This is a genomic window from Sivoneniella epilithica UHCC 1019 (assembly GCF_040830845.1).
Lineage (GTDB): Bacteria > Cyanobacteriota > Cyanobacteriia > Leptolyngbyales > Leptolyngbyaceae > ULC077BIN1.
On sequence record NZ_JBFPDP010000001.1, the window covers coordinates 132431 to 147311 of the forward strand.

The 14881-nt window shown below is 48.6% G+C and carries 11 protein-coding genes and 1 tRNA gene; 7 read left to right on the plus strand and 5 right to left on the minus strand.

What is annotated here, in order from left to right; translation table 11 throughout:
- The first annotated feature begins 12 nt into the window (after positions 1-12).
- A complete protein-coding gene (locus AB3R30_RS00605) occupies positions 13-489 on the plus strand; it encodes an SRPBCC family protein (RefSeq protein WP_458647194.1) in 477 nt (158 codons plus the stop codon).
- A gap of 60 nt (positions 490-549) precedes the next feature.
- Here AB3R30_RS00605 and AB3R30_RS00610 read toward each other — a convergent pair whose 3' ends face one another.
- The 3 genes from AB3R30_RS00610 to AB3R30_RS00620 all read right to left on the minus strand — a co-directional run bounded on the left by AB3R30_RS00610 (position 550) and on the right by AB3R30_RS00620 (position 3903).
- Positions 550-1365, minus strand: a complete 816-nt coding sequence (locus AB3R30_RS00610) for a SirB1 family protein (protein WP_458647370.1) — start codon at positions 1363-1365, stop codon at positions 550-552.
- 128 nt (positions 1366-1493) lie between these two features.
- Complete coding sequence (locus AB3R30_RS00615) at positions 1494-3047, minus strand: NAD(P)/FAD-dependent oxidoreductase (RefSeq protein WP_458647195.1); 1554 nt, start codon at positions 3045-3047, stop codon at positions 1494-1496.
- 91 nt (positions 3048-3138) lie between these two features.
- Positions 3139-3903, minus strand: a complete 765-nt coding sequence (locus AB3R30_RS00620; protein WP_458647196.1) for a hypothetical protein — start codon at positions 3901-3903, stop codon at positions 3139-3141.
- A 215-nt stretch (positions 3904-4118) separates the two neighbouring features.
- Here AB3R30_RS00620 and AB3R30_RS00625 point away from each other — a divergent pair, with 215 nt between their 5' ends.
- The gene (locus AB3R30_RS00625) at positions 4119-5579 is read left to right on the plus strand and encodes an ammonium transporter (protein WP_458647197.1); all 1461 of its coding nucleotides are present in this window, start codon (positions 4119-4121) and stop codon (positions 5577-5579) included.
- Here AB3R30_RS00625 and AB3R30_RS00630 read toward each other — a convergent pair.
- Positions 5576-6118, minus strand: coding sequence for an N-acetyltransferase family protein (locus AB3R30_RS00630; RefSeq protein ID WP_458647198.1), 543 nt, complete (start codon positions 6116-6118; stop codon positions 5576-5578). The genes AB3R30_RS00625 and AB3R30_RS00630 overlap by 4 nt on opposite strands.
- Before the next feature lie 590 nt (positions 6119-6708).
- On the opposite strand from AB3R30_RS00630, the gene AB3R30_RS00635 reads away from it, so the two are divergent.
- From AB3R30_RS00635 to AB3R30_RS00650, 4 genes are all read left to right on the plus strand, one after another.
- Positions 6709-7668, plus strand: coding sequence for a hypothetical protein (locus tag AB3R30_RS00635; RefSeq protein WP_458647199.1), 960 nt, complete (start codon positions 6709-6711; stop codon positions 7666-7668).
- A gap of 127 nt (positions 7669-7795) precedes the next feature.
- Positions 7796-7869: transfer RNA gene (locus AB3R30_RS00640), tRNA-Asp, on the plus strand.
- A 312-nt stretch (positions 7870-8181) separates the two neighbouring features.
- The gene (locus AB3R30_RS00645) at positions 8182-9852 is read left to right on the plus strand and encodes an iron uptake porin (protein ID WP_458647200.1); all 1671 of its coding nucleotides are present in this window, start codon (positions 8182-8184) and stop codon (positions 9850-9852) included.
- A gap of 19 nt (positions 9853-9871) precedes the next feature.
- Positions 9872-10972 carry a FecR family protein gene (locus AB3R30_RS00650; RefSeq protein ID WP_458647201.1) on the plus strand — a complete coding sequence of 367 codons (1101 nt, stop codon included), beginning with the start codon at positions 9872-9874 and terminating at the stop codon, positions 10970-10972.
- A gap of 50 nt (positions 10973-11022) precedes the next feature.
- On the opposite strand, the gene AB3R30_RS00655 is transcribed toward AB3R30_RS00650, so the two are convergent.
- Positions 11023-12984 carry a CHASE2 domain-containing protein gene (locus AB3R30_RS00655; protein WP_458647202.1) on the minus strand — a complete coding sequence of 654 codons (1962 nt, stop codon included), beginning with the start codon at positions 12982-12984 and terminating at the stop codon, positions 11023-11025.
- A gap of 283 nt (positions 12985-13267) precedes the next feature.
- Here AB3R30_RS00655 and gpmI point away from each other — a divergent pair, with 283 nt between their 5' ends.
- Entirely contained in the window at positions 13268-14866 is a 1599-nt protein-coding gene (gene gpmI, locus AB3R30_RS00660; RefSeq protein ID WP_458647203.1) for a 2,3-bisphosphoglycerate-independent phosphoglycerate mutase, read from the plus strand.
- The last annotated feature ends 15 nt before the right edge of the window (positions 14867-14881 follow it).

A 14881-nucleotide genomic window follows, 5' to 3' on the forward strand; every position in this document is an offset into this window, starting at 1 on the left:
TGTTAATTTTGGATGGCTTCTTTGCAGGTATTTGAACAGTCGATTCAGGTGAATGCCAGCGCCACGGCAGTAGAGCGGTGTATTACTGACTTGGCACTGATGCGTCGTTGGCTCAACCCGGCTTTGCAGTGTGAACCCGTGGGTGATTGGTCTACGGAAATCGGTAGCCAGAGCCGCTTTGTAGTACAAATTCCTATTCTGCATCCCACCCTTACAAATGTAGTTGTGGAGCGAGAACCGGGCTTAGTCGTTTGGGCGTTTAAAGGCTTTTTTGCAGGACGCGATCGCTGGGAGTGCAATCCTGAGCTAGAAGGCACCCGCTTAGTCAACCGCTTTGAGTTCACGATTCCCAACCCGATTATCCGGTTCGGCTTCGATACCTTCGCCGCCCAGTGGACGCAGCAAGACATGCAAACTCAACTGCAACGCATCAAGCAAGTAGCAGAAGAAGTCTATCTGACAGGGATTAGGGGTGAGGAAGGGGGGTGAGGAGAGTTTTGAGTTTGTTTATATTATTTGCCCCTCGCTCCTCGACTCTTGCCATTCCTCTTATTCAGTCATTTCGTCCAAAATTTCTTGGATGACTTGGGCATCTTCGGCTTGGGGAGAAAGTTGTAGGTAGCGTTCAAAGTCTTGGCGAGCTTCGGCTAGGCGATCGCTGCGGTAATAAAGTACACCGCGATCGCGGTGTTCGAGGGGCGCATCGGGAAACAATAGCAAAATTCGTTCACAGGCTTGGGCAGCTTTAGGGAAATTGCGCTGGTTGACATAGATAACTTTCAGGTTGGTCAGTAAGCGTCCCAAGAGTTGTCGATTGCTGACGGGGGCTAAGTATTCGGGCTGGAGTGCCACGCGACGATCGAACACTTTTACCAATAAATCTTCGCAATCTTGCAAAAATAAAATGTCGCCGCCATGAAACGGATCGACAAAAATCTCCATATCCTCGGCGATCGGGCGAATGATGAAGTGCCCCGGTAGATTGATGCCAACCATGGGAAAGTTGATGCGACGGGCGATCGCAAGATAAACCATGGATAGTGTAATGGGGATACCGGTACGGCGATCGATCACCTCATTCAAAAAGCTGTTGCGCGGATCATAATATTCCGTGCGATTCCCAGAATAGCCCAAGTCTTCATATAAATACTGCTGAATGGTTTTCAATATTTTCAGTGGATACCATTCCGCTGGCATTCGCTCTTTTACCGCTGCTGCCATTTCATCCAACGCATTTATGTAAGCATCTACATCTAAGTCAGGATATTCTTCTAGAGCAATATACAGCGCTGCCCGCTCCAAATTAATCGCCTCATCTGGCTGTCGAATCTCTTGCCCAAACAACCGCCGCCCTACTAGATCCATCACTATCCCGATCCTTCTTAGCCATTAGTCGTTAGCACTCAAAACTCAAAACTCAAAACTCAAAACCTCCTCAACACTTTGTATTTCCGCTCGCCATTCGTCATTCGCCATCCGTCATTCGTCATTCGTCATTCGTCATAATCATTGCCAGAACCATATTTAAATGCATCCAGCCATCGCTGACTATAGTAGCGCGCAGTCGGTGAAAGAGTGGGTAGCCAGGGAGAAATCAGGGGCTGGCTAAGAGGATGGAGGGCGGCGTAGGTTGCTAATGTGACGTAGTGCCGCATCCACGCTGCGAGAGCAGGAATGCCAACTTGGGGAATGACGCTGGCGACGATGTTAGGGCGGTTTAGGGCGGTTTTAGTTAGGATTTGGAAAAGAGAGGGAAACTGCACGACATCTTGCAGAAATGGCTTGAGTACTGGATCGCCGAGGGTTGCCATGCCCTGAAATACGCTGGATAAGGTGTCATTGATCTGATTGGGCGCAATTTTTTGATTCATGCAGACACTCATGGTGCGCTGAAATAGCCAGGTGACGGAGAGATTGGGCTGGTAGGGCTGGAGCAAGGAAAGGGCACGGCGATCGCACACATCTGCCTGCAATGCCTGATCAATGCCATGGGTTAAGCGCTGCAAATGGCGCACCATCGCTCCAAAACCACCAAAGCTGAGCGGCGACTGGCTGCCGCTGCTATCGCCGATTGGCAAAATTCGATCCCAACTGGGTTTCAGGGGGCTGTTGCGATAACACGGAAAAAAGCCAAATAGGGCGCGTTTGGGCTGAATTTGCGACAATTTTACGCTTTGATAGCTAGGCATCAGGCGGAGATACTCTTCAAACAGGGCTTCTAGACTGGGGCGATCGCGGTGGGCATCCATATAGGTAAACAGGTACGTTGTTCTGCCATCTCGCGCCGGAAACGCTTCCCAAAAATACTGACACTGATTTTGAATCGGCGTAAAGGAGACGAGCAAGTCGCCCGTTTCGTTGGCGGGAAAGCCTGTGGCACAACTGCCAACAACTAAACAAACGGCATCCGGAGTTTTGCCCTGTCGTGCCTGCTGCACAATCGGCGAAAAATGCCCCATGGCATCTAGCACAAGCCGCGTTGAAAATTGATGGTTTCCTGCCTGAACGATCGCGCCATTGGGATGCACGATCGCTCCAACAAAGGGCGTTTGCTCAACCAATTTTCCGCCAGCTTGCAGAAATTTTTGCTTCAAAGTTTCGAGCAAGTAAACCGGATCAATGCCAATGTTAAGCACATCCTTGACCCAAACCTCATCCCCGCCAAGAAAGCTGATTCTCGCTGGGTTATAGTCTGTGGCGATCGCCTGCTCCAGTTCAGCAGGGGTCAATAAGCCCAACGATACAAACTCATCCAATTCCCGGCGAGAAATATTCCATTCTTGATCCCGTCCGCACAAATTGCCCCGCTCCAGCACCACCACCCGCCAACCCCGTTGCGCCAAAGCTGCCCCAATCAAAATGCCCAAGGTGCCGCCACAAATGACTATATCCCAATCGATAGTCTCTAATGGTTCTACACTTTCCTGCACGACAGTAGGTATGGGTAAAGTCCCTAAGCGCAGCGATCGCCAGAGCGCATCCGTGCGTCGCAGTGCCACCAAGTCATCTGCTGGTAGCTGGGAAAAAAACTGTTCTGTTAACATCATGATGCTGATCTCGCCACGCGCTATGTCCTTCGCACTCTATATCCTTTGCACTCTATTTGCTAAAGTAGCGCGATCGCAGAGCCAAACAATATTAGTAAAATAATCCGCGATACCGCCGCTTTTTGCGGGAAACGGTTCTTGGATTCAAAGGGTCATTTAGGATAACGGGGGGCACTTCAGGTTCCATGCTGCTGTCATCCGCCTGGTTGCCATTGCGAGATAGATCCGCTGAGCGATCGCTAGACTCCTGATCGCAAGGCTGTAAAGTGTCATTGGGTATCGCTTCAAGCGGGTCATCTAACGAAGAATAAGCAGATTTGTCAGAAACGGGTTTCACAGAAGTTGCCCCGTTTTGCAAACTAGATTTGGCATGGGCACGGGAATCTAGTTCACGCTTCATCGTCAATAAAACAGCAATTAACGCGCCATTATTGAATGGATGATTGTCCAAAATTTCCAGAACCCGCTTGACGGAGGATGCGACTCCGCTGACTAAATTGGCGCGGCGAAACCCAGGCAGCAAATCGGATGCGCCTTGGTTCACTGCCCACTGTCGCTCTGAAAGGGAAATTCCTTCTTGGACATCGTTGGTCAAAACAATTTTCATTCCCGGATATTGTTCGCGACACCAACGGCAAAAGGCATAGGGGTTAAAGTTGGGCGATCGCATATCGATCAGCAACAAATCCGGCAGAATCAAGCCAGCCGCTTTCAGTTGATCTAGATTTTCAGTCAGGTTGGTATCGGGCGACTCCCAAATTACAGAAACCTGCTGCGACTTTAACACCGACTGCCAGATCAACCCTTGCAGCCGGGATGCCTGAACCATCAAAACAAGTTTCTGCGAATCAGCCATTGGATCGACAGCGATACGAGCATCATTTGAAACAAGAGTGAAACCTCTGCAAAAAAATTACTGTAAATGATTAGTTGCACTCTTCACCCAAAGTCTAGGCAGATAGGCGAGGAGTCGTCGGTATCCTATGATGCATCTTCAGCTATCTGTCTAATGAAACTATGAACTACTGAGCGAGTGAGTATCCGCATGTTGAATAGGAGGAGCCAGAGATCGTGAAACAGCCCACCGCAAAACCCAGAATTGTTTTAAGGAGACGCAAATGGGTTTCTCGCCTGAGTTTCCCGCTGGCGATCGCTCTCCTGTTTATCTTGACCACCACAGTCGTTGCAGCACAACCCGGTTCTACTGAGTCGATATTCGATATGAGAGTAGCGATCGATACTCTCTGGGTTGTATTTACAGGCACTCTAGTATTTTTTATGAATGCTGGGTTTTGCATGTTGGAAACGGGCTTTTGCCGCCGCAAAAATGCTGTCAATCTGTTGGCAAAGAATCTGATTGTGTTTGCCCTATCCACAATCGCCTACTGGGCAATGGGGTTTGCCATCATGTTTGGAGATGGCGCGCCCTGGATTGGACTCAACGGCTTCTTTTTAACGGGTGCAGATAATAGTCCGGCAACCGGAGAAGCTTACAGCGGCATCTTTCACTCGCTGAACTGGGCAGGTATTCCATTAGAGGTCAAGTTTTTCTTTCAACTAGTATTTGCCGGAACTGCTGCCACGATTGTCTCTGGCGCGATCGCTGAACGCATCAAATTCCTCACCTTTTTTATTTTCAGCCTGTTTCTCGTCGGTTTTTCCTACCCCATCACCGGACACTGGATCTGGGGCGGCGGCTGGCTACAAAAACTAGGATTTTGGGATTTTGCAGGCTCCACCGTGGTGCATTCCGTTGGTGGTTGGGCGGGATTAATCGGGGCGCTGATGCTGGGTCCCCGATTGGGGCGATATAAAAACGGTATGGGGGTTGCTATGCCAGGGCATAACCTTGCCATTTCAACCCTTGGCTGTTTGGTTCTATGGCTAGGCTGGTTTGGCTTTAATCCTGGTTCCACGCTTACCCTAAATCCGCGTGAAATTGGACACATTTTGCTAACCACCAACTTTTCCGCTGCAATGGGAGGATTGGGTGCCACCATCACCGCATGGCTTTATTTAGGCAAACCCGACCTCTCCATGATCATTAACGGAATTTTGGCAGGTTTAGTCGGGATCACAGCCTCCTGTGCCTTTGTATCTCCGAGCAGTTCGCTATTAATTGGGCTAGTTGCTGGGATTATCGTGGTGTTTGCGGTAACGTTTATCGACAGTTGGCAAATTGATGATCCAGTAGGAGCCATTTCAGTTCATTTAGTGGGTGGCATTTGGGGCACCTTAGCAGTTGGACTATTGAGCGTTGGACCCAATATCTATCCCTGGTATGGCGATGGAACCGGTCCTTTCGCCGGGTTGTTGCTCGGCGGTGGTCTTCAACAGCTAGTGCTTCAACTGATTGGTATCGTGTCGGTAGCGGCATTTACCGTGGCGTTTTGTGTCCTAGTATGGCTGGTGTTGAAAGTGACCATTGGTTTACGAGTCACCCCCACTGCCGAACAAATTGGGCTAGATATTACGGAACATGGCATGGAGGCTTACAGCGGTATTCCTGAAACCGATGATTTTGGTGCTTAATTGCCCAAGTGTCGCCCTACGATTACCAGGTCATTGGTGCCGGATTCAAACTCGGCGATCGCGGGAAGATAGCCCCACTGCTCAAATCCAAACTGTTTGAATAGTTTTAGGCTAGGTTCGTTGTTGGCAAAAATGCAGCCCACCAGATTTTTGATGCCTAAAGCAGGACTACGGGCGATCGCCGTTTGCAGCAAAATTCGTCCAATTCCCTGCCGCCGATAATTTGGAGAAATATAGATACTCAGTTCAGCCGTTTTATCGTAGGCTTTACGCGCCGAGTAAAAAGATTGAAAGCCTAACCATCCCGCAATGTCACAGCGAATACCCTCGGTCAAAAAGTTGCACGCCATTTCTTGTTCAACGCTTGGATCAACGACCCACAGCGGACGATGATTGGGAGTATGACTGTGAAACCAGGATAGGCGACTTTCTACAGAGATATCCTCCATGTCGGCAGTCACTAAGCGGCAGGAAATTGTGGAGTTATAAATTTCAACGATCGCCCGTAAATCTGCCTCTATCGCATCTCGAATGATCATAGTTATGGATTTAGAGATTAATTCTGGATGGAACCGTAGCATAAAGTGAGATCCTCATCCGTATCTCAAAAGCATTTACTTAAACTTCATATCAACTTTAGAGGATAGTTTAGTAAAACTTCATAGATTCTTTAACGCATTACTACTTTACACAAAAGAATAATAAAGCGAACAGAAAGCTATAGCCGATTGCTAATTTATCGGCTAAAAATAATTAAGTGATTTTGGTGTATTAATTCTGTTATTTGCATCACCAAAAAATAGGGTTCATTGTCTAGAAAATAGGATTAATAGTTTAGTTGAAAATCTAAACTACTTTTTCTAAATAGATTTTTCAATTTTTCTAGTCCTATTGTCCCATCTATTTTATAGATTGCTATCTGCTATTTGAAGCAACAAGATTTACTTAGTTTGAATCGCTTGAAACTATCTAATGCAGCTATTTTCAAGTTTCTACATACATCTTTCTAGGCTCGAAGCAACCATTGTAATACGCAAATACATTGTCCAATAAAGATCTGGATGCCTATATCTAGATGCAGCTTTTTGCTGCGTACTTTCTCAAAAATTCCCAGAAAAGGATTCTAACTATGGTTGGCTTGTCATACCGTCAAATAAAAACTGTCTGGGAACGAATTTTTTCAGAGCAATTTTTATCGCAGCTATCAAAGTATTGCCATAGTAGCTATTACTATATTCGGCATAATCCCAAGCTATTTATCATGCGAAAAATTAGCCGGATTGAAATATTACGCGATTTAATGGCTTGGTTCTATCAAATTACTGGAAAATCCTACGAAATTCGACCTGTCGATTGCTCAAATATTCAGCCTATTGATATCGATGCAGTGGTTACAGCCATTCATGAAAATGGCTATTATTCTGGGATTGAGTTGTCTGCGGATCGAGTACAGGAGATTTTAGATTATGCACAGACTGCCCTTGGCTTGGGCGATCGCGAGCCTACTCTACGGTTTTGCCTTGCAGATAAGCCAGCAGTTGAGGCAAAGCTAGGAAAACAGTTTATGGTGTGCAGTTATCCCACCCAAGACTGTGCTGCTGTTAACCAAGTGATCCATGATCCGAAACTGTTAGCGATCGCGGCAAAGTTTTTAGGCGCAAGCCCTATATGCATTGGCAGTGAATTGTTATGGAGTTTTCCAGCCCCATCAACCTTAAAAGAGCAAACCAACCAAGCTCAAGTATTTCACTATGATCTAGATGACTACCGCTCTATTAAGTTCTTCTTCTATATCAATGCGGTTGATGCTTCTGGTGGTCCTCATGTATGCATCGCTGGCACTCACCGATATAAAACCCTACTTCATCAACTTTTAGGACAGCGGTGTGCAGCAATTCCTGATCAACAACTGATTGCTCAGTATGGTAGCGAGAATGTGATCACGTTTTGTGGAGAAGCAGGCTTTGGGTTTGCAGAAGACCCCTGCTGTTTTCATAAAGCCAGTCCCCCAGACGAAAATGTGCGCTTGCTGCTACAAGTGCAGTATGCAATCAACCATTACGGCGATATCCGAGCATTTAATGGATAGAGTGAATACATGAGGGCGAAAACCGCGATCGCCCCCCATTGAGCAAATCTGAAAAAAAATCGTCGAATGTTTGACAAACAGGCTGACAATTGACACAATAAGAAGCGCCCTTAAAAAGGAACTGCGTGGGATCGTAGTTCAATTGGTTAGAGCACCGCCCTGTCACGGCGGAAGTTGCGAGTTCGAGCCTCGTCGATCCCGTTTTATAATCGTCTATCAGTTTTTGATAAGCTTTGGGCTGAGTCAAACCCAAAAATTCGCTGTTTGAAACTTTTATGCTAGCGATTTTATCCTAGCGATCGCCCCTTCAAATAACCCCATGGTTGCCCTTTGTAGTAATCGCGGTCTACTTTAGGGCAGATAATTTAGACGAATTGTGAATTTTTAGGAAAGTTCAGACACATCTCTTCAAAGGCAAAATATTCTGATAGCGATCGCATTTACTGCATGATCGAATCAGCAGGGTTGCAGCAATAGTTTTGAGTTTGTCTAAACTCTCTAACTTTCCCCCTTATGCTTTCACTATTGATTTCTGGATCACTGCTTGTCAGTTCTCCTGCCTCATTAGAAGCAGTGTCGCCATCTTCCACAACATCAGTCGATTCTCAAATTGCTCAGTTAGGTGATCCGTCCCGTCATCCCAAACCTGATCTAGTCACTTTGGAATTGGAGGCAACCGAGAATACCGAGGATGTTGAGCAGTTTACGTCCGTGTCTCAGCTAAATGATGTGCGACCAACGGATTGGGCCTTTCAGGCGTTGCAGTCCTTAGTCGAACGCTATGGTTGCATTGTTGGCTATCCAGATAAAACCTTTCGCGGCAATCGGGCATTGACCCGCTATGAATTTGCCGCTGGGTTGAGTGCTTGCCTGACCAAGGTAGAGGAGTTATTAGCAGCGACAGCATCGCCTGGTCGCGTCACCCAAGCAGACCTAGACACCCTCAAGCGACTGCAAGAGGACTTTGCCGCTGAACTTGCCACCCTCCGAGGACGAGTGGAAACACTAGATGTTCGCACGACTCAGTTAGAGAAACAGCAATTCTCTACCACCGCAGTGCTGCGTGGACAAGCGGTGTTTGGATTGGCAACTGCTACAGGCGGCGATCCACCCGGACAAGGCGAAACCAACACGGTATTCACCAATCTGTTGCAGTTGCAATTAACGTCTTCTTTCACAGGACGCGACCTATTGCGGGTTGGCTTTACGGCTGCAAACTTTGGCAACGAGGGATTTGCAGGGTTTGAATCGCTTAACACTTACATGGCGCTGTTGTCCTATCAGGCAGATTTGAACAGCCGCTTTGAATTAAGTTCCTTAGATTACCGCTTTGCCGTAGGCGATCGCTTAGTGCTAACGGTGCAACCCTTTGGTTTCAGCCTTTACAGCGTTCTCAGCCCCAATAGTTCCTACTTGGATAGCGGTACTGGTGCAGTGTCTCGCTTTGCTTCACTCAACCCGGTCTTCCGAATCGGTAATTTAGATGCAGGCGTTGGGTTTGATTGGTTAATCTCCGATCGCTGGCGGTTGCAGGGTGCCTATGGCGCACGGACTGCCAATCGCCCAGAGCAAGGCGTATTCGGCTCCGGTCATCAAGCGTTTGGCTTACAGTTTCTCCATCGTCCTAACCGCAACGTCACTTTAGGGTTCGCTTATGTCAATTCGTTTTCGGCTGATGGACGACTCGACACCTTCACAGGCAGCGCCAACGCTGATCTTTCCGGTGGCTTCAATGAACCCGCAACGATTCATGCATTGGCTGCTTCCTTACGCTGGCGTTTGTCTCGCAAGTTAACGTTGGGTTTTTGGGGCGGCGCAGTGTTGACGGATGGCACGTTTGGCAAAGTGTTTCAAGCCATTTTCGATCGCAATATCGATATAGACGATTTTGGGGCGGTCACTCTCTCCACGACGTACCTGTTTTCTCTCGGTGTCGATGATCCGTTTGGACGCAAAGGGGATCAACTGGCTATCATGATTGGACAACCTCCCAAATTGCAAGCGGGTGTGCTAGTCGAGCGGGTGGATGAGGGCAATTCCTTTCACTTTGAATCGTTTTATCGATTCCGCCTCACCGATCAAATCTCCGTCAGTCCAGGGTTTTTCTACGTCACCAATCCAGGGCATATCAGCCGCAATAACGATATCTTCATCGGCACGATTCGAGCAACTTTCAACTTTTAACCATTTTCCTGAAGCCGCTATGCTGTCTATTCTAAAATTCTGCATTCCTTTACGCCTGATTGGTCTAAGTTTGATTAGTTTGGCGGCGATCGCAGCTAGTCCCGTTTACGCTCAGCAGATTAAACAGGCAACGCTCGTCGAAATTCTGGATGGCGATCAGGTTTTTATTCAAGACCGCAAAGCTAGTGTTAACCAAGTGGCAAATCTGGGTGAACAGGTGCGAACTCAACAGGCACGGGCAGGACTGCGCTTCAATGTGGGAGCAGGAATTCGGCTGGGGCGCAACTCATCAGTTGTGGTAGGGGGCGGTTGTATCCGGCTCAACCGAGGTCAGGTTTTGGTGGCAGGGTCAACGGCAGGCAATCGGGGCTGTTTGCGCTCGGTGGTGGCGGCAACGCGAGGCACCGTTTACATTATGGAATTGGAAGATAGCGGACAGGGGCGAATCACGGTTTTGGAAGGGGCGATCGAGGTTTCTAATCCTGAACGACCTGACACTCAACGGGTCGTGCTGACAGCCGGACAAGCTGTGGATACCGCGATTAACGGCGATGTTGGCGCTGCTTTTCAAGTCCCTCAAGATCAGTTAAATAAACTGGCTGCACCATTGCTAGAAGGATTTCAACAAACCTTGCCGGATTTACAGAAGATTGCGATCGCCCGACGTGAGCGCGGCTTTACCGATACTTTTTTGCAAGAAGCGATCGGAGGTGGAGATAGTTTCAATCGAGATTTTGAGCCTCAGAAAGGTCGGGAATCTATCGATTTTGCGGGCGATCCAGTATTCGGCACTTTTGTTCGCAATACACTCAATCAAAATACCGGAACCTTTACACCGACCGGAACGACCCTTCAGATTCCTATCTCGGTAAACTTTGGCAATCGAACCCTTGCGATCGGGGAGTTTAGCGGCGTTGTTAGTTCGTTGGGTTTGAGTGGCAACAATGCGACTGGCACTGTCATTTTAAATACTGTTCAAACCTTGACTATTCCTGGTACTTCGGTGAGCCAAACTGGTCAAGCAGTCCGAATTGAGGTGTTTAATGTAGGGTTTGAAGAACCTAAACCGGGTCAGATCTATCCTGGCAGTTTGTCGATTGGGCGGATTCGCGATCGCTAATCACTGCTTGCTAATCAAATAGTGCTGACCTGATCCTGCTGACCCGATATCTACGGGTGTAAATAGTTGCGGATCTCTTCTGCTACCTGCTGGTACAGCATACTGTCATCGCCCTTCAATCCAATGATGCCAAATAACCGTAGGGGTTCATCTCGCCCCCGGAGTTGATGTTCGCCCAAGTCAATGCCATCTACTTTTTCTGCCACCAGTTGATAAATAGATTCAGTCACTAAAATATCGGTTCCCAGTTGTTTGGTCAGTCCTTCTACTCGGCTGGCAACATTCACCGTATCACCAATTACGCCATATTCGCGCCGCTCTAGTGCCCCTAAGTCTCCAGCAATCACGGTGCCATAGCTGATGCCAATACCATTGAAGAAGGGAACGAGTCCCTCTTGATGAAACTGCGATCGCAGATCTGCCAGCGCCCGCCGCATCCCCAACGCCGCCCGAACTGCATTTAAAGCATCTTGGTGTTCTCCTTGGGGCACCGGGAAGCCAAACTCTGCCATGACTGCATCGCCGATAAACTTATCGACGGTGCCGCCTTCCTGCAAAATCACCTCTACCATGACGTTGAAATATCGGTTCAGTTGGGCGATCAACTGCTCTGGCGGCAGTTTGTAGGACAGGCTAGTAAAACCGCGAATGTCGGCAAACAAGACTGCTGCATTCAGAGTTTTTCCAGCCGCCATCGCTTCGGGTCGTCTCAAGATTTCTCGCACAACGGGTGCAGCGATATATCGCTCTAGCGTTCGGCGTAAGCGCAATGTTTCCAGGCGATCGCTGACGAACCCAATCGTGAAGGTCGAAAAAGCACTCAGCACCATCACAGCAAAGGGGACAGCGATTGGCACAATCCAATAGCCATAGGTGAACGCTAGATATGCAAACCCAACCCACGAGATTGCTACTCCACAGCCTACCAATAATTGCCAAACCGGGCGCTGAGTCAGGCGCAGCAGAATCACCCCTAACCCAATCGTCAACCCAGCAACCAGTGCCGCCCCTGCCCAAGGATTGGGAAAAACTTCGGCGATCGCCCGTCCTTCCAGCAAGGTCGCGATCGCGTTGGCATGAAGCTCCACACCGGGCAGGCGATCGTCAAAAGGGGTACGAAACAAATCCTGTTCAGACACATTTCCGGCTGTGCCAATCAACACAATTTTGTTCCGAAACGTTTGATCTTGACGGAACACCTGCTGCCAGTCGGTCGCGAGCAATCGCCAAAATGAGATATGGGGGATGGTATGAGTCTCACCGTAGAAATAGATGCGATCGCCTTTGGGAGCGGGATATGCTGATTTAGCCGCTTGCAGCGTTGCCTCTGCAAAGGAAGGCACACTCTGGAGATTTAACGGACGAATCACCTGCGATTGATAGGCACTGCCTAACCGCCGTACCAATCCATCTGCTTCGGGATTTAAAAAGTTTACCAACCCCAGCTGGACTGAAGGATTAAGGAGCGCTTGGGTCGGCTGAACAAAATCTAAGGCTCCTGGCACGGCATCCGTATAGAAAGCGGCTAACGTGACTTTCCCCGGATATCGCAAGAGCGCTTGACGAAACAGATCGTCATCTACCGCTCCAAATCGACTTTGGGAATCAAATAGTAAATCGATAGACACCGATCGCGCCCCTGCCTGCATCAAATAGTCAATCGCCTTAGCATATGCCTCACGCCGCCACGGAAATCCACCGCTCAACAGGCGCACAAGCTGCTGATTTTTGGCATCATCTCCATAGGTTTCAGCAGCCGATAAAGACGCATCATCGATCGCCACAATCACAATCTGTGGTGGTGGCGATACAGTTCCCCGTAGTTCAAAAAACAGGACTTGAACTTGCTGCTCCCATCGTTGCGATCGGTTCCACTCCAATCCTGTTGCCAAAACGCCCAGCAATCCCAACCCTCCTAACATCATGGCACTGAGGCTAAATTTGCGAAATCGGGCAGTTGACTCAGCAGCGAATTGATTAGAACGGCGAGATTCCTGTAGGGATCGTTTCACAAATCGAAGCATAAACGATACGACACCTATCTCTAAGGAGTGAATATGGAGATGATGAGTAAACAGGTAGCAGTTGTCCTGCTATAACATGCCTGTTCCCAAAGACTGTTCGGACTTCCAGTTTACGATAGGATAGAGAGTGCTTTGAAAGCGATCCCCTAACAGAGTATTGTCATGATTTCAGGATAATTGAAGTTCAAAGTAGCCTAGCCAATTTATGACAGCCAACAGCAATGCTATGATTTCGGAGAAATTCACTTGATTGAAGAGGGCTTAGTATTGTATGGCTCAAGCGTCCGTTTCTCCAGTAGTGCTGGTCATTTTAGATGGCTGGGGATATCGTGAAGATGCGGATGGTAATGCTGTAGCCGCCGCCAAAACTCCCGTGATAGATAGTCTTTGGGCTGCCTATCCGCATACGACCATTCGCACGGCTGGCAAAGATGTGGGCTTGCCCGATGGTCAGATGGGCAACTCAGAAGTGGGGCATTTGAATATTGGTGCGGGTCGCGTGGTGCCTCAAGAACTCGTGCGGATTTCTGATGCCGTGGAAGATGGCACCCTGCTGAGCAATTCGGCGTTGGTCAAGCTTTACCAAGCCGTGAAGCAAAATCAGGGCAAGCTGCACTTAATTGGTCTTTGCTCGGACGGAGGGGTTCATTCTCATCTGTCTCATCTATTCGGGCTGATGGATATGGCAAAGGATCAGAAAGTTTTAGAGGTTTGCATTCATGTCGTTACCGATGGGCGCGATACATTGCCTGATTCTGGCAAAAACTATGTGCAGCAGATTGTGGATTATATTGATGCTGCTGGGGTTGGGCGAATTGTTACCCTCAGCGGTCGATATTATGCCATGGATCGAGATCGCCGCTGGGATCGGGTGGAAAAAGCCTATAAGGTGATGACTCAAGATGGAGAAGGCGATGGGCGATCGGTGCTAGAAGTGATGCAGGCTTCCTATGATGCAGATATTAAAGACGAGTTCATTGTGCCGACTCGGATTGCACCGGGAGCAATTCAGCCGGGAGATGGGGTGGTGTTTTATAACTTCCGACCCGATCGCGCCCGTCAACTCACTCAAGCATTGGTTGATCCTAAATTTCAGGGGTTTGAACGAGAACTGATTCAGCCACTTGCCTTCGCAACTTTTACTCAATATGATTCTCACTTTCCGGTACGGGTTGCCTTTGAGCCACAGAATCTGAATAATATTTTGGGTCAGGTTGTTTCTCAGCACGGGCTGCGGCAGTTTCGTGCGGCTGAAACTGAAAAGTATGCTCATGTGACCTACTTTTTTAATGGCGGGATTGAAGACCCATTTGTTGGAGAAGACCGGGAAATGGTGCCAAGCCCTCAAGTGGCAACTTACGATCGCGCGCCTGCAATGTCTGCGGCAGCGTTAACGGATGTGGCGATCGCGGCAGTGGAAAAGCAGATTTACTCTATGATTGTGCTGAACTACGCCAACCCAGATATGGTGGGGCATACTGGCAAAATGGATGCGACTGTTGATGCGCTAGAAGCCGTGGATCGGTGCCTCGGTCGCTTACTAGAAAGCATCATCCGGGCGGGTGGAACCACCATCATTATTTCTGATCATGGGAATGCCGAGGTCATGTGGGATGAACACGGCAATCCCTGGACTGCCCATACGACCAACCCAGTGCCCTTCATTTTGGTCGAAGGGGAAGGACGCAAGATTCCAGGACACGGCACGGATGTTAGTCTGCGTGAGGATGGTCGTCTCTCAGATATTGCCCCGACCATTCTGGAGATTTTGAAGCTGCCCCAACCTGTCGAAATGACTGGGCGATCGATGTTTTTGCCGCTGGAGTTTGGGCTAACTCCCAGCCGATCGCCCGTCAAGTTAGTGCGCTAATATCAAGGCTGTTGC

Excerpts from the sequence above, each read along its gene's own strand:
- AB3R30_RS00605 (WP_458647194.1), top strand. The coding sequence starts at position 13 with ATGGCTTCTTTGCAGGTATTTGAACAGTCGATTCAGGTGAATGCCAGC.
- AB3R30_RS00610 (WP_458647370.1), bottom strand. The coding sequence starts at position 1,365 with ATGGATCTAGTAGGGCGGCGGTTGTTTGGGCAAGAGATTCGACAGCCA.
- AB3R30_RS00615 (WP_458647195.1), bottom strand. The coding sequence starts at position 3,047 with ATGATGTTAACAGAACAGTTTTTTTCCCAGCTACCAGCAGATGACTTG.
- AB3R30_RS00620 (WP_458647196.1), bottom strand. The coding sequence starts at position 3,903 with ATGGCTGATTCGCAGAAACTTGTTTTGATGGTTCAGGCATCCCGGCTG.
- AB3R30_RS00630 (WP_458647198.1), bottom strand. The coding sequence starts at position 6,118 with ATGATCATTCGAGATGCGATAGAGGCAGATTTACGGGCGATCGTTGAA.
- AB3R30_RS00635 (WP_458647199.1), top strand. The coding sequence starts at position 6,709 with ATGGTTGGCTTGTCATACCGTCAAATAAAAACTGTCTGGGAACGAATT.
- AB3R30_RS00645 (WP_458647200.1), top strand. The coding sequence starts at position 8,182 with ATGCTTTCACTATTGATTTCTGGATCACTGCTTGTCAGTTCTCCTGCC.
- AB3R30_RS00650 (WP_458647201.1), top strand. The coding sequence starts at position 9,872 with ATGCTGTCTATTCTAAAATTCTGCATTCCTTTACGCCTGATTGGTCTA.
- gpmI (WP_458647203.1), top strand. The coding sequence starts at position 13,268 with ATGGCTCAAGCGTCCGTTTCTCCAGTAGTGCTGGTCATTTTAGATGGC.